The organism is Acinetobacter sp. CS-2, assembly GCF_016599715.1.
In the GTDB taxonomy this organism is placed as follows: Bacteria; Pseudomonadota; Gammaproteobacteria; order Pseudomonadales; family Moraxellaceae; genus Acinetobacter.
This window is the reverse complement of sequence record NZ_CP067019.1, coordinates 3189908-3208533: the sequence shown is the minus strand read 5'-3', so window position 1 is coordinate 3208533 and position 18626 is coordinate 3189908. Positions and strand designations below refer to the sequence as shown.

Genomic DNA, 18626 nt, shown 5'->3' with positions numbered 1-18626 from the left:
AAAGTTATAGAGATAAAGGGATAGGATTGACCATAAAAGTGCAAAAATAAAAAAGCCCAAACAGGAGTTTGGGCATGGAGCATTTAAAACGGCGTTTAGAATCCTTGAATGCGTACAATATTATTGCTGTCTGTATCCACTAAAATATAGTCATTATTGATTTTGTACCATTGCTGGTTACGCGACGGTTTTGGCAAGTCATGGTTTTTATAGTCGACCTTGTAGCCATCGCCACGATAATGCTGTGGCATCACATAACCCGGTTGCCATTTATGCTGTTGTAGGCGCTTGAATCCGCGTTCTTCACGCATACGGCGTTTGTCTTGCATGTCATCATCATCTTCACGAAAATCGCGACCGCGGCTAAATTTTGGCTGATCGGATTGATCCCAGCCACGATAATTATTGTTTTTTTCATGAGGTCCGGCAAGGCTGACACTACTTGCCATCAATGCACTGAAAGAAATTGCCAAAACAGTCAAAATCTTTTTCATGTTGAACCCTCATAAAAAAAGTATTAATTTCACTGATGTTAATGTACAAAATAATTGCAGAGAAACTGTGAAGATCAATCATGCATTTCTTAAAAAATGCAGAGATAATAAGGATATTATGGGAAAATATCTCATCATTTAAAAATCTTCAGCAATTTTATAGCGCTATTAAATATTAAAAAACTTTTGCTTGAGGAAAACTTTGTATCAAAGTTTTGAGATCACGTTGACTGATTTAACAATGTTCTAAGCAACGGGCTGAACAGCGGGTTGGATTCGACAGTTCTATATAGTTTTCTTTTAGTTCCATTGTTCCACCAGGCCTTGTAGTGAGCTGACAGCCTCAGCAATCGCTTATGCCTGTTTGACATCATCCAGACCGATGATCAAAGAATTTGAAAGCTGTAGTTTTTCAATACAACGAATCGTTTCAATTTTACGTTTTTGATCTGCCATGTTGAAATTTCTCATACTGAATGTTTTTGAATGGTGTTCAGCATAGCGGCATTCTTTTAATTTATAAAAACGAATATTTTTGTGAAAATTATCTAAAAATACGATTTAAGCCTTAAATAGCGAAAGTACAGTTCTGAGTTTTTAAAAATTTAAGTCTGTAATAAAAAAGGGAGCATATAGAACTCCCTTTTTTATTTTTAGAGATTAGTCTTGTGCATCAATGCTTTGACCATTCAAATGCAGGCTGTCGTCCCCCATTAAATACAGGTAAGCCGGCATAATGCTTTCCGGTGTCGCCAGGGTTTTTGGATCTTCCTCAGGATAAGCCTTGGCACGCATGGCGGTACGGGTGGCACCCGGATTGATGCAGTTAAAACGCACATTCGGATAGACATTTTCTTTGGCAAAAATCTGGTTCACTGCTTCAATGGCAATTTTGGATACCGAATAGGCTCCCCAACGTTCCCGCGCTTCACGTCCGACACCGGAACTGGCAAATACCACCGAAGCATGCTCGGACTTTGCCAGTAAGGGCAGCAGTTCCTGGGTCAAAATAAAGGGAGCACGCAGATTCACCGCCATCACATCATCCCAGACATCTACCGGGTAATGCGCCAGTTCGGTACGCTCTCCCAGAATCCCGGCATTGTGCAAAATGCCGTCCAGGCGACCGAACTGTTGCGTTAAAGTATCGACCAGTAACTCATAGTCACGAGGAGAGGCACTGGAGAGCTGCAAAGGCAGAATAGCCGGTTGTGGCGCACCCAGGCTTTCAATTTCATCATAGATGACTTCAAGCTTGTTTAGGGTACGTCCATGCAGCACTACAGTGGCACCATGCAGGGCATAGCTTATTGCAGCCGCACGGCCAATACCATCGCCCGCACCTGTAATCAGGATAATGCGATCTTTTAACAGATCGGGGCGAGGCTGATATTCTGAATATTTCATTGCATACCTCCTCGTTTATATTGTTATGTCGTTATGAAATGAGTGAATGATGATCTTGTTTTACGCCGACTAGTTGATTAATCACTTGATGTAATTCTGCAACTGTCTTCACTATACAATCCGCCTGCCATGCTGTTAAGTTATCTTTGTGTTGCAATGGTAAATAGCCATAGCCTGCCAGAATGGTGTACATATTGGCATTGCGGCCCGCATCAATGTCACGCGGATGGTCACCCACATAAATACAATCTTCAGGTCGTACCTGAATTTGCTTGGCCGCCAGATACATCGGTTCCGGATCGGGTTTGGTATTGCTGACATCTTCCGGGCAAACCAGAACCGCACAGCGTTCGGTCAGATTGAGTGCCTGAAGCAGGGACTCACTGAGCCAGCGTGGCTTGTTGGTGACAATGCCCCAGGGAATATCCTGACTTTCCAGTTGTTGCAGCAAGGGATACATACCGTCGAACAGGTCGGTATCCACGGCAATATCTTCACCATACAAATCCAAAAAGCGCTGGCGATGGGCGAGGAATACCGGATCTTCCACTTCCAGTTCCGGATAGACCAGTTTCACCATTGCCCGGGCACCCTCAGAGACCTGGGTACGAATTAAATCCGCCGCTACGATGTCACAGGGTTTGTCGCGGCACATGTCCTGAATAATGCGAATGAAGTCAGCCGCTGTGTCAATCAGAGTGCCATCCAGGTCAAACAGTACAGCTTTCATCAGGCACCTTCTTTTACCGTATAAACCATGTAGTTCACATCGACATTTGGTGCCAGCCAGTAACGTTTTGTTAGCGGGTTGTAATGCAGGCCGGTCATGTCTTTCAGTTTCAGATTTGCTGCACGGATATCATGCGCCAGCTCGGAAGGCTTGATAAATTTGCTGTAATCATGGGTCCCTTTAGCGAGCATACGCAGAACGTATTCCGCGCCAATAATGGCAAACAGATAAGACTTTGGATTGCGGTTAATGGTCGAGAAGAACACATGGCCGCCCGGTTTGACCAGGGTTTGGCAGGCCTGAATAATTGATGCCGGATTTGGAACATGCTCCAGCATTTCCATACAGGTCACCACATCATATTGTCCAGCCTGTTCCTGAGCCAACTGTTCTACTGGAACCTGGCGATATTCAATATTCTGCACGCCTTCCTGTTCGGCATGAATGCGGGCTACATTTAAAGGCGCTTCACCCATGTCGATACCCAAAACATTAGCTCCACGACGTGCCATGCTTTCCGACAGAATACCGCCACCACAACCGACATCGAGCACTTTTTTACCGCTGAGACCGCCAGCATGCTCATCAATCCAGTTTAAACGCAGTGGATTGATCATATGCAAGGGGCGGAACTCAGAATGCTGATCCCACCATATGGCAGCGAATGCTTCAAATTTGGCAATTTCTTGTGGATCAACATTCAATTGCGACATCGGTATCACCTCAATCAAGTCATTATAATTTAAAAAAGTTACAGAAGCTTAGTGTAGCGTTAATTCTAAAAAAAGCGATAAATGCCGTAAAAAAGTTCACAGAATGAAAACGAATTCGGCATAATTGATTTATAGTGATCGCATAAATTAGACATAATGATTTAGAGGACAATAAGGTCAATGAAAAAATTTCTTTTAGGTAGTGTAGCAACGGCTATTTTTGCCTTATCCGGTACTGCAATGGCAGCCAATTTTGTTGCAGGTAAAGATTACACCGTGGTGGCCAATCCGGTTAAGGTTGAAGTTCCTGGAAAAATTGAAGTGCGTGAATTCTTCTGGTATGGCTGCCCGCATTGCTATCGCTTAGAGCCGCATATGCAGACCTGGCTGAAAAAATTACCTAAAGATGTGCGTTTCGTGCGTACTCCGGCTGCAATGAATCCTGTCTGGGAGCAGGGCGCGCGTGGCTATTATGTGTCTGAAGCATTAGGCGTTCGTAAGAAAACTCACTTGCCTTTATTCCATGCCATTCATGCAGGTGGCCAGCAGATTTTTGATCAAAAATCCCAAGCCAAGTTCTTTGTAAAATATGGCGTGCCTGAAGCCAAATTCAACAGCATGTTTAATTCATTTGTTATTACTTCAAAAATAGCACAAGCCAAACAGTTGGCACAGCAATATCAACTCAGTGGTGTGCCTGCGGTTGTGGTCAATGGTAAATATGTGGTGCAAGGTGAAGATGGCAAAGTCACTCAAGTGATCAGCTATCTGGTAGAAAAAGAGCGTAAAGCCAAATAAGTAATAGGTTCTAAAAAAACCGCCATCATGGCGGTTTTTTTACATCTGGTCGTTATTCAATTATGAAGAGACCGAATCTTTGGAAGGGTCCCAGTTGGAGATGCCACGGAAAATTAAATGCACTTGAGTCATGGTTTGCAGCTTAAACTGTTTTTGTTGTTCTAGACGCTCTTCAGCCTGATAGTGACGGTTGATATCCATCCAGGTCATCGCCCAGGTAAAAGACAAGTTAATTAAAATATTAGAAAATACTTGTAGGTCTTGGGTATTACCAATGTGCTGCATGGCCTCAATTTGCCCCAAATCATTAGCCAGGTCTTCAATTAAAAAATTAATTTCCCGGGCAATGGCCTGGCGAATCACTTCCGATCCCCCCCAGCGTTCGGCAATCATAAATACCCACGGTTCAGGATGATGTTCAACTGCCTGAAAAAACAGGTCTAGGCTGATTTGGGTTTCGGTATCTGGCTGATAGATATAGGCTTGTCCCAGCTGATGAAAAATACCTTTTAAATGCAGGGCCACCTGATCGACTAGTTCCAGTCCCAGCTCATTCATGTCCTGAAAATGACGGTAGAACGCCGTCGGTACCAAACCGACATGGCGTGCAATTTCACGCAAACTGATGCTGCTGAAAGAGCGTCCAGACGTGTTTAACGCCAGCGCAGCATCCAAAAGTGCCTGGCGGCTCTGCTGTTTACGCTCATCCCGTATCGACATGCAACTACCCTAAAAAAATGCTGAATGAAGTCTATCAAAAAAAAACAAATTAAACGACGAATGTCAGTGAACGGATGTTGACTGAATTAAAAAATGATTATAGTGTACATGTGTTCACTATAAGAACACCTGTTCACTCAAATAAATAGCCAGCAATAAAAGAGGAACGTCATATGAGTCATGTCATGCAATATCAGCCGCAATGGATTCGAGAAGATTTCGTCGATTTTATTGCTGAAAAAATCAATCCAGTTTGGGCATGGAAAAAAGTCAAAGCCAGTATTGTCGATGTACAGATGCTGAGTTCAGACTTTTATCAGATTGAGTTGCAGCCGAATCATAATTTTCGTGCTGATGCTTTTCATGCCGGACAAAGTATTTTAGTGACTGTAGTGATTGCAGGTGTGCGTGAGCAACGCAGTTATTCGATTGTCAAAATCACTGCCAACGGCAACGTGGTGATTGCCGTAAAACGTCAGGGCAAAGTATCTAATGCTTTAACCCATTTGCCCGTAGGTGGCGTAGTAGAAAGCTCTCAGGTGCAGGGTGATTTCACATTAAGTTCATCTCAACAACCTATTCTGTTGTTAGCTTCAGGCAGTGGTATCACTGCGATTTATTCTTTATTGCAACAGGCCATCCGTCAAAAAGTCAGTCAGATTGACCTGATTTATTTTAGCCGTGATGAGGCCTTCGATGCCGAATTGCAGCGATTGGCCGAGCAGCATCCCCAGTTTCAATATCATCATTTTAATACTCTGGCACAGAAGCAACATTTAACCGCGGAACTACTTGAAAGTACCGTGCCGGATTTCCAGCAACGTCAAAGTTATGCCTGTGGTGCCAAGGGCATGATGCAAAGCCTGAACCAAATTTATCAACAATTCGGCATCGTTGATCAATTGAAACAGGAATATTTTCAGGTCGTTGTAGATGAAAATGCAGTAGTACAACCGGTAATTTTCTTACGCGCTCAACAAGAGTTTGAAGCCAAAACCAATTTGCTGGAAAGTGCTGAACAGGCGGGCTTAAGACCCGCACATGGCTGCCGTATGGGCATCTGCAATACCTGTACCTGTACCAAAGTCAGTGGTTCAACCAAAAACCTGCTCACTGGTGAAATCGACCACGATAGCAATACCCAGATTAAATTGTGTATTAGCCAGGCCGTGAGTCCGGTCACTATTAACCTGTAAGCATTAAAAAAAATTCAAAAACTTTCAGTGATTGATCCTGTTTTAAAACAAGCCATGCTGGATGATCACTCAGGAGAAAAACAATGAATATGTCAGTAAAGTTTCAAGAAAACAGTAAATCAAAATATTTAACTGCTGAACAAATTGCTGAATTTGGTGAAAAGGTCGATGCCATTCGCCGTGAAATTATGGACAGCATTGGTGAAAAAGATGCCGAATACATTTATAAAATCCGCGATTTTGTCCGTTATAGCGAAATTGCCTCACGCAGCGTGTTGATGTTTGGCGGCTGGATTCCACCAGTCTGGTTATTGGGAACCGGTTTATTGGGTATCTCCAAAATCGTGGAAAATATGGAGCTGGGCCATAACGTGATGCATGGTCAGTTTGACTGGCTGAATGATCCGACGTTAAACGGCGCCAATTATGACTGGGACACCATGGCGACAGGCGATGACTGGAAACATACGCATAACTATATCCATCACACCTATACCAATATTATCGGTAAAGATCATGATGTCGGTTATGGCCTGATTCGGGTCAGTGAAGCGCAAAAATGGGAACCGCGCTTTTTATTCAATATTCCTTTAACTATTCAGCTGATGGTGTTTTTTGAATGGTATGTGGGCGTACAGAATTTACATCTGGAAGATGCGATTGCCTATAAAACCAAAACCTGGAAACAGGTGTGGAAAGATTCTGAAAAATTCCGCAAGAAAGCCACCCGTCAGATTGCCAAAGATTATGTCTTTTTTCCTCTGATCGCAGGTCCGAATGCACTGCCTGTTTTTGCCGGAAATGCAGTGGCGAATGTCATTCGTAGCCTCTGGGCATCCGCAGTGATTTTTAATGGACATTTCACTGAGGATGCTGAAACCTTTGAACCGGACAATACGGCCACTGAAACGCGTGCCGAATGGTATTTACGTCAAATTCGCGGATCGAGTAATTTTAGCGGCACAGAATGGCTGCATATTTTGAGTGGTAATTTGAGTCATCAAATTGAACACCATTTATTCCCTGATATGCCAGCGAACCGTTATGCTGAAGCTGCACCAAAAATCCGTGCCTTATGTGCAGAGTATGGCATTCACTATAATGAAGCCAGTTTCATGAAACAGTTTGCTAGCGTCTGGGTACGTGTGGCTAAATGTTCATTGCCAAATTCATGGACTTCAACTCTTGAACAATCCAAACAGAAATTAAAAGACTTATTGAGCTTTTAAACTTCACTAACAAGCTTAAGGATATGCATGGTGGGTAGGAAATTTCATGCAAGCTAAAATGGATGCGTCCGGGCTTGATGGTTTTTGCCAATAGAGAATCTCTTGGCAAAACCTGAGAGCATGCTTCTGTTATACTAGGCCGCAATGAATTTTAGCCGAAATTAAGGACTCATTATGCGTATCGACCAACGTACATTAGATCAATTACGTGACGTAAAAATTACCCGTAACTATACACGTTATGCGGAAGGCTCAGTGTTGATTGAATTTGGTCATACAAAAGTTCTTTGTACTGCAAGTATTGATAATTCAGTCCCGCGTTTCTTGAAAGGTAAGGGACAGGGTTGGGTGACTGCAGAATACGGCATGTTGCCACGTTCTACCCATACCCGTAGTGACCGTGAAGCGGCGCGTGGTAAACAAAGTGGCCGTACTCAGGAAATCCAGCGTCTGATTGGTCGTAGCCTGCGTGCCATGGTGGACTTGAAAAAACTGGGTGAAAATACCATTACCATCGACTGTGATGTGATTCAGGCTGATGGTGGTACACGTACAGCATCCATTACTGGTGCAGCAGTGGCTTTAGTCGATGCCATGAATGTATTGCTTGAAACCAAGAAAATTAAACACGATCCGTTGAAAGGTCTGGTGGCTGCGATTTCTGTCGGTATGTATCAAGACAAAGCCTTGCTCGATTTGTGTTATGAAGAAGATTCAAACTGCCAAACTGATTTAAACGTAGTGATGACTCAAGCAGGCGAGTTTATCGAGCTGCAGGGGACTGCTGAAGACAAGCCATTTACCCGTGCACAATGTAACGAAATGCTTGAATTGGCAGAAAAAGGCATCCAAGAACTCATTAAAAAACAGCAAGAAGCTTTAGGCTGGTAAGTTGTTAATTTAACAATCTCAGCAATAAAAAACGCACCCATCGGTGCGTTTTTTATTGACTCAATTTTTATTGAGTTGAGTAGGGGGAGATCAAGCATTAAAACGCATGGATAAATCCACTGCTTTCACATCTTTGGTTAACACACCCATTGAAATATAGTCCACACCTGAGCTTGCCACTTCACGTAAGTTTGCGATGGTAATGTTACCCGATGCTTCCAGCTTGCAACGACCGGCAACATGCTTCACCGCATCAATCATTTGCTGCTGGCTGAAGTTATCCAGCATCACGATATCCGCTTTTGCTTCTAAAGCCTGGTTTAGTTCATCCCAGGTTTCAACTTCAACTTCAACAGGTTTACCCGGTGCAATGTTATGTGCCTTGCTAATCGCCTGTGCAATACCGCCCGCTGCCATAATATGGTTTTCTTTAATCAAAAAGGCATCAAACAAACCCAGACGATGGTTCTGACCGCCACCAATCGCCACGGCATATTTTTGTGCAATACGTAAGCCCGGCAAGGTTTTACGGGTATCTAACAATTTGGTATTTAAGCCTTGCAGTTCTTTGACATATAAAGCGGTTTTGGTCGCAACTGCAGAAAGTGTTTGCACAAAGTTGAGGGCAGGGCGTTCCACTGTCAGCAGGCTGCGTGCAGAACCGGCCAGTTTTAAAAAGGCTTCATTGGCTTGTACGCGGTCGCCATCATTTTTTAGCCAGGTGACCTGTACCTTTGGATCATAAGCCGGAATCAGTGCATTGACCCAAGGCTGACCGGCCAGCACCATGTCTTCACGGCTAATAATGGTTGCTGTCGCCTGTTCATCTTCAGGGGTTAATAATGCAGTGATATCACCTTCGCCAATATCTTCTTGTAATGCTTGTTGAATGTTGATTTGGATCGATTGTTCAAGCAAGGATTGAGATATGCTCATAAGGATTCCCGTATCTTTTTTAACCCATGAAAATTGCGCGTTATTTTAGCACTGTTCATTTAAAAGAAATGTTTTTTTCCAGCGATTTTAGCTGCGGAATTTGAGATTTTAAGTTTAAAGTTTTAGGATTGCGCTAAAATCATCTGTTTATGCGAACAGGACTCAGGATTGGACTATGCAACAGGCCCCCTTTTTTCAGGTCATCGACGGTCAGTTAATCGGTGCCAGGCAAGTACCTTCCCCTAATTATAATCAACGTCCCGAACATACCGAAATTCAACTGGTTGTGGTGCATAACATCAGTCTGCCGCCGTCACAATTTGGTGGGGGATATATTGAACAGTTTTTTCAGAACCAGCTGGACTGGTCAGAGCATCCTTATTTTCAAAGCATTGAAGGCATGCAGGTTTCTGCACATCTGCTGATTTTACGCAGTGGTGAAGTGCTGCAATTTGTCAATTTTAATGATCGGGCCTGGCATGCCGGACGTTCCATTTACCTGGGCAAAAAAGAATGTAATGACTATTCCATTGGCATTGAACTGGAAGGCAGTGATGATTTGCCTTTTGATGAGGTGCAATATGCAGTGCTGGCGCAAGTGACGGCTGCATTGCAAGCGGCTTATCCCAAAATTTTACAACATTTGGCCGGTCACTCGGATATTGCGCCTGGACGTAAAACCGATCCGGGCCCATTTTTTGACTGGGTCAAATTCAGAACCTTATTGCAGCAGCATAAAATCCATCAATAATGAATGGGCTTTATGATTAAACAACGAAATTCCATGTGGAGTTTCATTACAATAGCGACTTAATTTTTTCACTGGGTGGTTACGATGGCGCTTTGGCGATCGACCTTTATTGTTAGTACAATGACCATGTTGTCTCGGGTGCTGGGCCTAGTCCGAGATGTGGTGTTGCTGAATGTGTTTGGTGCAGGTAAAGATTTCGATACCTTTGTGGTGGCCTTTCGTATTCCCAACTTTTTCAGGCGCCTATTTGCCGAAGGGGCATTTTCACAGGCTTTTATTCCGGTTTTAACCGAATATAAAACCACGAAAACCCATGCCGAAGTGCAAATCCTGATTAGCCGGGTGTTTGGCTGTCTGGCCACCTTTATGACCACCCTGACCTTTATTGCCATGGTGGCAGCACCTGCGGTGCTGTATATCTATGCGCCCGGTTTCCATGACGACCCGGAAAAATTTGCCCTGGCGACAGACATGTTCCGTCTGACCATTCCTTATCTGCTGTTTATGTCTTTAACGGCTTTTGCCAGCAGTATCCTGAACAGTTACGGTTCTTTTTCAACCCCGGCATTTTCGCCTGTACTCTTGAATATCACCATGATTGCAGGCGCATGGTGGCTAACGCCCTATATGGCCGAACCGATTATGGCACTCGGTTGGGCGGTGGTGATTGCCGGTATTTTACAGCTGGTCATTCAGATTCCAGAGCTGTGGCGTAAAAAATTATTAATTCCGCCTAAAGTGGATTTCAAACATGAAGGTGTAGAACGCATCATGAAATTGATGCTTCCGGCACTGTTTGGTGTTTCGGTCACCCAGATTAATCTATTGCTCAACACCATTTGGGCATCGTTCATGCAGGATGGCTCGGTATCGTGGTTATACAGTGCCGAGCGGATGACGGAATTGCCTTTGGGGTTGATCGGTGTGGCGATTGGTACGGTAATTTTACCTTCACTGTCTGCACGTCATGCCGAACAGGATCAGGTTAAGTTCCGTGGCATGATTGACTGGGCTGCCAAAGTAATCATGCTGGTCGGTATCCCTGCCAGCATCGCCTTATTTATGCTGTCTACTCCAATTATTCAGGCCTTGTTCCAGCGTGGGCAATTTACCTTGCAAGATACCCAGATGACCGCTTTGGCCTTGCAATGTATGAGTGCCGGGGTAATCTCCTTCATGCTGATTAAAGTCTTTGCCCCGGGCTTTTATGCCCAGCAAGATACCCGCACACCTGTGCGTGTTGGCTTGATGGCCGTGGCAGCGAATGCCATTTTAAACGTGGTGTTTATTGGTTTCTTTAAACTGATTGATTGGCATGCAGAACATATGGCCTTGGCCCTGGCTTCTTCAGGTTCGGCCTTGGTCAATGCCGGCATGCTGTATTTTTATCTGCATAAACGCAATATTTTCCGCTTTGCTGGACACTGGAAAAAGCTGTTCCTGCAATATGCAGTGGCGAATGCCGCGATGATTGCTGCACTGTGGTATGGATTGAGTTGGTACAATGGAGATGTATCACAATGGATGCGTATACTGGAAGTGATCGGTTTATGTATCGCTGGTGTGGTGGCTTATGCGATTGGTTTATTGGCAACCGGCTTTAGACCGCGTCATTTAAGACCTTAATTTTTATCTTAAAACTCTACACGGCGAGATAAGTTAGATAAAAAGATATTTAATTTTTGATTCGGTTCTTTTGCTAGGTAGATAATAGAAAGCTAAATCAAAAAAATCGGATATGAAAAAAGAGCCTGAATAGGCTCTTTTTTTTGATCAAGTGAGATATTTTAAGTGGAGTTCATTCAACTAAACTCTTCCCCTGGAGAGGAAGCCGATGATTGCTAAAATAACGGCAACCACGAGTAAAATAACCGCAAAATCTTTAGATAATCCTGCGACGCCAGCAAAACCTAGTAGACTTGCAATCAGTGCAATCACTGCAAAAATAATCGCCCAACGGAACATAAGCTTTCTCCATGTGTTGTTATTTTCAAAGTAGATTCAGTATAGGGGCGGAAAATTTCCAGCAGTGTTATGCTTGTGTTTAAAAAATGTTCAGTTTGACGGCAAATCGATGATTTAAAGTAATAATCACGTTTATGGACTGTAATCATGCACAGGTTATAATAGGCTTCATTTGCTAATTTTTGCCTTGCTATGACCGAATCCTTACGCCCACAATTTTGGAAAGAATATGCTCTAACTGAACTTAATCCTGCCGAATGGGAAGCATTATGTGATGGTTGCGGTCTCTGCTGTTTAATCAAATTAGAAGATGAAGAACTGCAAGAAGTCGCTTATACCAAGGTGGCTTGCAAACTTTTAGACTGCAAAACTGCACGTTGTAGTAATTATGAGCAGCGACTTGACCATGTGCCGGATTGTATTCAACTCACACCAGAAAAATTAGCCACTATTCATTGGCTGCCGCCGAGCTGTGCTTATCGCCGTTTAAAAGAAGGCAAGAGTCTACCTGCCTGGCATTATTTAAATACAGGAACACGTGACAGTGTGATCAAGGCGCGCAAATCGGCAGCAGGCCGTTGTATTTCCGAAACAGAAGTCAATGAAGACGATCTTGAGGAATATATTGTGCGCTGGGTTCGTTAATTTCCTGTTCATCATATAATTTTTGGCTGAAAAAATTTGCAAATTTCATCCTCACCCCGACCTGACACAGCGATTTTTTTGTAAATCGGCTCATTTGAAATGCGCGATATTAAAATTACATAGTAGACTTAGTTTAAGTACAGTAAAGAAATAACAAGATGTCTGAGAGCCATATTCCACTCCCTGAACGACTTCGTCCGCGTGATTTGTCCGAAATTATCGGGCAAGATCATTTATTGGGAGCAGGTGCCCCCTTACGTCAAATGATTGATCAGGGCCATTTACCTTCCATCATTTTTTGGGGGCCACCAGGCGTTGGAAAAACCACCATTGCTTTGCTTTTGGCTCAAGCCGTGGATCGGCCCTTTATCAGTTTATCGGCGCTCAATACCGGAGTAAAAGAACTGCGTGAAGTGATTGCCGAAAGTGGCGATTTATTGACCCCGGTCGTGTTTATTGATGAAATTCACCGTTTTAACAAGTCACAGCAAGATGCCTTATTGAATGCAGTAGAAAAAGGCAAAATTACCTTAATTGGAGCAACCACAGAAAATCCCTCTTTTGAAGTGAACAATGCCTTGTTATCGCGTTGTCAGGTGTATACCTTAAATGCGCTGGATGATGAGTCAATTCGAACTTTATTGAATAATGCCATACAGCAGGATGCCTTTTTAAAAGAGCGTTATATCCAAATTGAAGAATACGAAGCATTACTGCAATTTGCGGCTGGAGATGCACGTAAGGCGCTTAATCTTCTAGATTTAATTGCCAGTACTTTTGAACCGGAACTGGAAAATATCATCACCAATGCCATTGTGGTCAAGGTGGCGCAGCAGAATATTGCCCGTTATGACAAATCGGGTGAGCAGCACTATGACCTGGTCTCTGCCTTTATTAAATCCATCCGCGGCAGTGATCCGGATGCAGCGCTGTACTGGATGGCGCGCATGCTAAAAGGCGGCGAAGATCCGGTGTTTATTGCCCGTCGTATGCTGATTGCCGCTTCGGAAGATATTGGCAATTCCAATCCGAATGCCTTGCTTCTGGCAGGCGAATGTTTCCGTTCGGTACAGGCTGTGGGCATGCCGGAGTGTCGTATTATTCTCGGTCAATGTGCAGTGTATTTGGCGACCAGTGCCAAAAGTAACAGCACTTATCTTGCTATTAATAAGGCACTCGACCTGGCTGAAAAAACTGCAAACTTGCCTGTGCCGCTACATTTACGCAATGCACCAACCAAGCTCATGAAAGAGCAGGGCTATGGTGTGAATTATCTCTATCCGCATAATTATCCAGAGCATTTCGTTCTGCAAGAGTATATGCCACCTGAATTAAAAGGCACCAAGCTATACGAATCTGCACGGAACAAGCGCGAAGTGGAAGGAGAAAAACTGCAACAGCGTCGCTGGATGCAACAGCAACAACAGCAATAACAGTCAAGATGATTCCAGGCGCTGAGGCATTTTCTTTCATGCTAAGTTTTTTCAGATGAAAAAACGTAAAAAAAAGCCCAATCCATAGGACGGATTGGGCTGAAAATAGGATGTCTTAGGGGAGATACATCCTAGAGGGTAAACTAAAAATTTTGGTCGGTCAGCAGGAGCTTATAAAGTCATTGACTTCAACTTCTTGCTGCCCGGTATATAAGATATATTAAGTAAAAAAACCAATATTGTAAAAACGATCATTTTTATTAATTAAATCTGTTTTTTCGATTTTTGGAGATATAAAAAACCGGGCTGTTTAGCCCGGTTTTTGAAATTCGATGAACGAATTAGATATCAGAAAGGTCGATACCTAAACGTGCAGCAACTTCTTCATAAGCTTCAACAACACCGCCTAAACCTTGACGGAAACGGTCTTTGTCGAGTTTTTTCTTGGTGTCTTTGTCCCATAGACGGCAACCGTCTGGAGAGAATTCATCACCCAGTACGATACGGTCGTGGAATACACCGAATTCAAGTTTGAAGTCTACAAGTAACATGTTACCTGCATCGAACAAGCCTTTAAGCACTTCGTTCACTTTGTAAGTGAGTTCTTTCATCTGTGCCAACTGTTCAGCAGTTGCCCAACCTAAAGCAATCGCTTGAGATTCGTTCACCATTGGATCGCCAAGCGCATCATCTTTGAAGAACAATTCGAAAGTAGGTGGAACCAGTTCTTTACCTTCTTCTACGCCTAAACGACGGCATAAAGAACCGGCAGCATAGTTACGGATTACACATTCAACTGGAACCATTTTCAATTTTTTCACTAAAACTTCAGTTGGAGAAAGAAGTTTTTCAAAGTGAGTTTCAATGCCAGCAGCAGCCAATTTTTCCATGATGAAGGCGTTAAAACGGTTGTTCACCTTGCCTTTACGATCCAGCTGTTCGATTTTTTCGCCGTTAAATGCAGAAGCATCGTCACGGAAAACTAGGATAAGGTGATCTGCACTATCTGTTTCATAAACAGATTTCGCTTTACCAGTATAGAGCAAGGTTTGTTTCAACATGGGGGAACCTTTTTCAAAAAAAAATGCCTAGTACGACTAGGCTGGCCAATTTTGGTAAATCTGGGTTAACAGTTCTGCAGCTTTTTCTTGGTCTGCAAAGCTGTTATCGGCATTGAATACAGCTAAGTTGTTACTTGTGCCTACAGAGGTCAGTCTTAATACATAAATCTGCTGGTCAATCTTAATGGTTACTTCGTAACGATTTTTACTTTGACCAACAATGCTATGGTTGAGGCTACTGAGGGTGGCAAGTGTGTACTGCCAGATTGTAGCAGAATTTCCGTCTATTTTGAGCAGTGGATTTTGGTTTCCATCACGAACCAGCTGTGGACGACCGATATTTGTGCTGTCTTGTTGAGCATCGGCAGCGCTATTGCTTTGCGCCTTGTCGGGACGGGGTAGAGCAAAGCGGTTACCGTGCTTGTTTTCAAGCTTGGGTGCATGCTCAATCGCCAGCGGGTCAATTGTTGGGGCAGGATACAACGGCGTTGCCGGTCGAACCATTGAACCTTCCGGATATTTCACAGGTTCAAGGGTTGTTGTATTTTTATAGTCCAGTGAACCATTGCTGATTCCCATGGAACTACAACCCGCTAAACTGAATGCCGAAAGTGCAAGGGTTAAACCGAAACGTAATTGCATAGTGTTGTGCTCTTTATTTAATGACACCCGCAGCGCTGAGTGCTTCACGCAACGGGGTACGATATTGTTCTGCAAGAGGAGTTAATGGTAAGCGAATACCGGTACCAATTAAGCCCATTTCATGGAGTGCCCATTTCACAGGAATTGGGTTAGATTCACAAAATAAAATATTGTGTAAATTTGCAACTTTATTATTTAAAGCTTCAGCACCTTCTGCATCACCTGCGAGTGCTGCAGCACAGATCAGGCTCATTTCCTTCGGTGCGACATTGGCAGTGACAGAAATGTTGCCTTTAGCGCCAAGTCCCATTAATTGGTATGCAGTCGCATCATCGCCAGAATAAACCGTCATGTCTTTGCCGGCTAATCCTTCGATGAGTTCTTTCCCACGCGCTACATCCCCAGTGGCATCTTTAATACCGACAATTTGCGGAATATCGGCCAGACGGATCACGGTTTCGTTAAGCATGTCCACGCCGGTACGTCCTGGGACGTTATACAGAATTTGAGGCAAATCAACAGCTTCAGCAATCGCTTTGTAGTGCTGATATAAACCTTCCTGTGTAGGCTTGTTGTAATAAGGCGTAACCAGTAATGCGGCATCTGCACCGAGCTCTTTTGCTTCTCTGGTGAGCTCAATGGCTTCATGAGTCGAGTTTGCACCGGTACCGGCAATAATAGGAATGCGTTTGTTGGCTACACGGATGATTTCTTTAATCACGCGGGTATGTTCAGCCATGCTTAGAGTCGATGCTTCACCTGTGGTCCCTACAGCCACAATACTGTTGGTGCCTTGTTCTATATGCCACTCAACCAGCTTTTCTAGACCCTTCCAATCTACGCTGCCATCTTCAAACATCGGGGTGACGATTGCGACAATTGAACCTTGAATGATCTGTGCTTGCTGAGTCATTTTAAAAAATTATCCTATTTGGCCATCCAACTGGGGTAGAAAAACAGAGATGTGGATGGTTACGTATTTTGATTTATAGCAAATTCAAGCCAATTGAATAATGCTTATGCAAATTATGAACGAACAAGCGGTGAAGAACAATATGCTTTAGTCAAACCATCTAAAAACTTTATGAAAAGCAAGTGAAAAACAGCACAAATATAACCAGGGTAATTTTTTTAAAAGGATGTGTCCTGAAATTCTAATCTGTTTTTAATCCTTTAAGATCAATTTTTTGACTGTGAAAATACTTACTTTTATTTTAAAAAACTGCGCTGGGCCCAATCAACTCAATAATTCCGGGTAAAAACATCAGAATTTAAGATTTAATAAGAATCAGTATAGACTTTAAAGCTATATAAACCAGACAGTTAATTTATCAAAATGATCATTAAAAACTAGAAGAATAATTAATAAAAACTATTACTCAATTTTAACTTTTTTCGCACAGGATGATTTTTAGAATCGAATTTATCAAGATCATGTGAATTTTTCTTGTACGGATTAAGCGGATTAAGTGTTTTTGCGACTATGTGTATTTGGTACTGAAAAACTTTAAATATCCAGTATTTTTGTTAATAAACTGTAAATTATTCAACTTATTGGTAGTTAATTATGCTGCCAGTCTCATAGATGATTGCGACTTTATTATGAACAACGCTGATTGAAACAAGGATATTCCAATGGAAAAATCAGATAACAAGCACGCGGTCATCACAGTAGCGATCTGTTTTCTGATCGCGGTGATCGAGGGCCTGGATATTCAGGCCGCAGGTATTGCAGCCGCGGGTATTCGTGAGCATTTTGGTCTTGACAGCTCGCAATTGGGTGTGTTTTTCAGTGCAGGGATTTTAGGCTTACTGCCTGGTGCACTGGTCGGCGGTCGATTTGCAGATCGTATTGGTCGTAAGAAAGTCCTGATCTGGTCGACAGCAGTGTTTGCCGCATTTACTTTATGTACAGTTTGGGTAAACAGCTTTAACACGTTGCTGGCTGTGCGTTTCCTGGCGGGTGCCGGTCTGGGTGGTGCCATGCCAATTCTGATCACGCTGGCTTCTGAAGCTGTATCGCCAAAAAACCGTGGTCGTGCCGTGGGCCTGATGTACTGTGGTATGCCGGTCGGTGCTGCGATTCTGTCGTTAATTGCCGCAACTGAATTCGGTGCCAACTGGAAGAATGTATTCTACCTGGGCGGTTTATTACCGATTTTCGTGATTCCACTGATGATGCTGTTCCTGCCTGAGTCGAAAGAATACCTGAAAGCACAGAACAAAACTGCAGCTGAACTTGCCGCTGCTCCACAAGGTTCATTCAAGGATCTGTTTAACTCGAATAACCTGTTACGTACCCTGTGCATCTGGGTCAGCTACTTCTTCACGCTGATGGTGGTTTACATCATGCTGAGCTGGTTACCATCATTGTTTATGGAGCTGGGCTTCACCCGCAAAGACGGTTCAACTGCACAGTTCTACTTTATGGTCACTGCAACGATTGGTACTGTAATTTTGGGTATGTTGACTGACCGCTGGAAAAAAGCCTACGTGATTGTGTTGATGTACGGTGGTATTTTGGCAGGCCTATTGGCATTGAACGGTGCAAGCTCGCTGAGCCAGATGTATATGGCTGCAGCATTGGCAGGTGCCTTCGTGATTGGCTGTCAGGGTGTACTGTATGCTTTCGGTAGTATCGTGTATCCGACCGAAGTACGTGGTACCGGTGTAGGTGTTGCTTCTGCAGTAGGCCGTATCGGTGCAATGCTTGGCCCTGTGATTGCAGGTCAGTTACTGACTGCAGGTTTCGGTGCAGCAGGCGTTATTACTGCAGCGATTCCATGTATCATTATCTCTGCAGTATGTATGTTGATCCTGGTGAACCGCACCAAGGTGTAATACTGAAAAGATTAAAAAAGCCTGCATTTGCAGGCTTTTTTAATGCTCAGAATTTAAAAAATCATCATGGTATTGATAGGGGGAATTTTCTGTTTTTGCTTATCATTTGCGATGAAATCAAAGCGATTTCCTAATTTATTATGCATTGCAAAATAATACAGATATGGAACTGAT

19 protein-coding genes are annotated in these 18626 nt (G+C 43.4%); 9 read left to right on the top strand and 10 right to left on the bottom strand.

Going from position 1 to position 18626, the window contains the following annotated elements; all coding sequences use genetic code 11:
• Positions 1-95 precede the first annotated feature (95 nt).
• The 4 genes from JFY49_RS15765 to ubiG form a co-directional block, all read right to left on the bottom strand.
• Positions 96-494, bottom strand: a complete 399-nt coding sequence (locus JFY49_RS15765) for an RcnB family protein (RefSeq protein WP_086196594.1) — start codon at positions 492-494, stop codon at positions 96-98.
• Positions 495-1154: 660 nt separating this feature from the next.
• Positions 1155-1901 carry a YciK family oxidoreductase gene (locus tag JFY49_RS15760; protein ID WP_086196593.1) on the bottom strand — a complete coding sequence of 249 codons (747 nt, stop codon included), beginning with the start codon at positions 1899-1901 and terminating at the stop codon, positions 1155-1157.
• A gap of 31 nt (positions 1902-1932) precedes the next feature.
• A complete protein-coding gene (locus JFY49_RS15755; RefSeq protein ID WP_413784605.1) occupies positions 1933-2634 on the bottom strand; it encodes an HAD family hydrolase in 702 nt (233 codons plus the stop codon).
• Positions 2631-3344 carry a bifunctional 2-polyprenyl-6-hydroxyphenol methylase/3-demethylubiquinol 3-O-methyltransferase UbiG gene (gene ubiG / locus JFY49_RS15750; RefSeq protein WP_166170527.1) on the bottom strand — a complete coding sequence of 238 codons (714 nt, stop codon included), beginning with the start codon at positions 3342-3344 and terminating at the stop codon, positions 2631-2633. Before ubiG ends, JFY49_RS15755 begins: the two co-directional genes overlap by 4 nt.
• Positions 3345-3524: 180 nt before the next feature.
• On the opposite strand from ubiG, the gene JFY49_RS15745 reads away from it, so the two are divergent.
• Positions 3525-4142 carry a thiol:disulfide interchange protein DsbA/DsbL gene (locus JFY49_RS15745; RefSeq protein WP_166170529.1) on the top strand — a complete coding sequence of 206 codons (618 nt, stop codon included), beginning with the start codon at positions 3525-3527 and terminating at the stop codon, positions 4140-4142.
• A gap of 60 nt (positions 4143-4202) precedes the next feature.
• Here the strand turns inward: JFY49_RS15745 and JFY49_RS15740 are convergent, their stop codons facing one another.
• A complete protein-coding gene (locus JFY49_RS15740) occupies positions 4203-4862 on the bottom strand; it encodes a TetR family transcriptional regulator (protein WP_086196589.1) in 660 nt (219 codons plus the stop codon).
• Positions 4863-5035: 173 nt separating this feature from the next.
• Between JFY49_RS15740 and JFY49_RS15735 the strand changes: the two genes are divergently transcribed.
• The 3 genes from JFY49_RS15735 (at position 5036) to rph (ending at position 8178) form a co-directional block, all read left to right on the top strand.
• On the top strand, positions 5036-6058 hold the full coding sequence (locus JFY49_RS15735; RefSeq protein WP_200223380.1) for a ferredoxin reductase: 1023 nt from the start codon (positions 5036-5038) through the stop codon (positions 6056-6058).
• Positions 6059-6141: 83 nt separating this feature from the next.
• Positions 6142-7287: a fatty acid desaturase family protein gene (locus JFY49_RS15730; RefSeq protein ID WP_413784586.1), complete on the top strand. Its 1146-nt coding sequence runs from the start codon at positions 6142-6144 to the stop codon at positions 7285-7287.
• 174 nt (positions 7288-7461) lie between these two features.
• Positions 7462-8178: a ribonuclease PH gene (rph, locus tag JFY49_RS15725; protein WP_166170535.1), complete on the top strand. Its 717-nt coding sequence runs from the start codon at positions 7462-7464 to the stop codon at positions 8176-8178.
• 90 nt (positions 8179-8268) lie between these two features.
• On the opposite strand, the gene nadC is transcribed toward rph, so the two are convergent.
• Complete coding sequence (gene nadC, locus JFY49_RS15720; RefSeq protein WP_200223379.1) at positions 8269-9114, bottom strand: carboxylating nicotinate-nucleotide diphosphorylase; 846 nt, start codon at positions 9112-9114, stop codon at positions 8269-8271.
• A gap of 175 nt (positions 9115-9289) precedes the next feature.
• Between nadC and ampD the strand changes: the two genes are divergently transcribed.
• Complete coding sequence (gene ampD / locus JFY49_RS15715) at positions 9290-9865, top strand: 1,6-anhydro-N-acetylmuramyl-L-alanine amidase AmpD (RefSeq protein ID WP_086196584.1); 576 nt, start codon at positions 9290-9292, stop codon at positions 9863-9865.
• Between the two features lie 75 nt (positions 9866-9940).
• Entirely contained in the window at positions 9941-11491 is a 1551-nt protein-coding gene (gene murJ / locus JFY49_RS15710) for a murein biosynthesis integral membrane protein MurJ (protein ID WP_200223378.1), read from the top strand.
• 180 nt (positions 11492-11671) lie between these two features.
• Here the strand turns inward: murJ and JFY49_RS15705 are convergent, their stop codons facing one another.
• Positions 11672-11830, bottom strand: a complete 159-nt coding sequence (locus JFY49_RS15705) for a DUF1328 domain-containing protein (RefSeq protein WP_180043148.1) — start codon at positions 11828-11830, stop codon at positions 11672-11674.
• Positions 11831-12022: 192 nt separating this feature from the next.
• Between JFY49_RS15705 and JFY49_RS15700 the strand changes: the two genes are divergently transcribed.
• Together JFY49_RS15700 and JFY49_RS15695 are read left to right on the top strand one after the other, a co-directional pair.
• Positions 12023-12475, top strand: coding sequence for a YcgN family cysteine cluster protein (locus JFY49_RS15700; protein ID WP_086196582.1), 453 nt, complete (start codon positions 12023-12025; stop codon positions 12473-12475).
• Between the two features lie 158 nt (positions 12476-12633).
• Complete coding sequence (locus tag JFY49_RS15695; protein ID WP_180043149.1) at positions 12634-13908, top strand: replication-associated recombination protein A; 1275 nt, start codon at positions 12634-12636, stop codon at positions 13906-13908.
• Positions 13909-14249: 341 nt separating this feature from the next.
• Here the strand turns inward: JFY49_RS15695 and purC are convergent, their stop codons facing one another.
• The 3 genes from purC to dapA are packed head-to-tail and all read right to left on the bottom strand — an operon-like array spanning position 14250 to position 16524.
• A complete protein-coding gene (gene purC / locus JFY49_RS15690; protein WP_086196580.1) occupies positions 14250-14969 on the bottom strand; it encodes a phosphoribosylaminoimidazolesuccinocarboxamide synthase in 720 nt (239 codons plus the stop codon).
• Between the two features lie 36 nt (positions 14970-15005).
• Positions 15006-15611 carry a lipoprotein-34 precursor (NlpB) gene (locus JFY49_RS15685; RefSeq protein ID WP_180043150.1) on the bottom strand — a complete coding sequence of 202 codons (606 nt, stop codon included), beginning with the start codon at positions 15609-15611 and terminating at the stop codon, positions 15006-15008.
• A 13-nt stretch (positions 15612-15624) separates the two neighbouring features.
• Positions 15625-16524 carry a 4-hydroxy-tetrahydrodipicolinate synthase gene (gene dapA, locus JFY49_RS15680; protein WP_086196578.1) on the bottom strand — a complete coding sequence of 300 codons (900 nt, stop codon included), beginning with the start codon at positions 16522-16524 and terminating at the stop codon, positions 15625-15627.
• Positions 16525-17246: 722 nt separating this feature from the next.
• Here dapA and mhpT point away from each other — a divergent pair.
• Positions 17247-18452: a 3-(3-hydroxy-phenyl)propionate transporter MhpT gene (mhpT, locus tag JFY49_RS15675; RefSeq protein WP_086196577.1), complete on the top strand. Its 1206-nt coding sequence runs from the start codon at positions 17247-17249 to the stop codon at positions 18450-18452.
• Positions 18453-18626: the final 174 nt, after the last annotated feature.

Bases quoted from the DNA above. Each gene is read 5' to 3' on its own strand.
- ubiG (WP_166170527.1), bottom strand. From the start codon at position 3,344: ATGTCGCAATTGAATGTTGATCCACAAGAAATTGCCAAATTTGAAGCA.
- dapA (WP_086196578.1), bottom strand. From the start codon at position 16,524: ATGACTCAGCAAGCACAGATCATTCAAGGTTCAATTGTCGCAATCGTC.
- JFY49_RS15760 (WP_086196593.1), bottom strand. From the start codon at position 1,901: ATGAAATATTCAGAATATCAGCCTCGCCCCGATCTGTTAAAAGATCGC.
- JFY49_RS15735 (WP_200223380.1), top strand. From the start codon at position 5,036: ATGAGTCATGTCATGCAATATCAGCCGCAATGGATTCGAGAAGATTTC.
- nadC (WP_200223379.1), bottom strand. From the start codon at position 9,114: ATGAGCATATCTCAATCCTTGCTTGAACAATCGATCCAAATCAACATT.
- JFY49_RS15740 (WP_086196589.1), bottom strand. From the start codon at position 4,862: ATGTCGATACGGGATGAGCGTAAACAGCAGAGCCGCCAGGCACTTTTG.
- JFY49_RS15685 (WP_180043150.1), bottom strand. From the start codon at position 15,611: ATGCAATTACGTTTCGGTTTAACCCTTGCACTTTCGGCATTCAGTTTA.
- JFY49_RS15695 (WP_180043149.1), top strand. From the start codon at position 12,634: ATGTCTGAGAGCCATATTCCACTCCCTGAACGACTTCGTCCGCGTGAT.
- rph (WP_166170535.1), top strand. From the start codon at position 7,462: ATGCGTATCGACCAACGTACATTAGATCAATTACGTGACGTAAAAATT.
- JFY49_RS15765 (WP_086196594.1), bottom strand. From the start codon at position 494: ATGAAAAAGATTTTGACTGTTTTGGCAATTTCTTTCAGTGCATTGATG.
- JFY49_RS15745 (WP_166170529.1), top strand. From the start codon at position 3,525: ATGAAAAAATTTCTTTTAGGTAGTGTAGCAACGGCTATTTTTGCCTTA.
- purC (WP_086196580.1), bottom strand. From the start codon at position 14,969: ATGTTGAAACAAACCTTGCTCTATACTGGTAAAGCGAAATCTGTTTAT.
- JFY49_RS15700 (WP_086196582.1), top strand. From the start codon at position 12,023: ATGACCGAATCCTTACGCCCACAATTTTGGAAAGAATATGCTCTAACT.
- ampD (WP_086196584.1), top strand. From the start codon at position 9,290: ATGCAACAGGCCCCCTTTTTTCAGGTCATCGACGGTCAGTTAATCGGT.
- JFY49_RS15705 (WP_180043148.1), bottom strand. From the start codon at position 11,830: ATGTTCCGTTGGGCGATTATTTTTGCAGTGATTGCACTGATTGCAAGT.
- JFY49_RS15730 (WP_413784586.1), top strand. From the start codon at position 6,142: ATGAATATGTCAGTAAAGTTTCAAGAAAACAGTAAATCAAAATATTTA.
- mhpT (WP_086196577.1), top strand. From the start codon at position 17,247: ATGGAAAAATCAGATAACAAGCACGCGGTCATCACAGTAGCGATCTGT.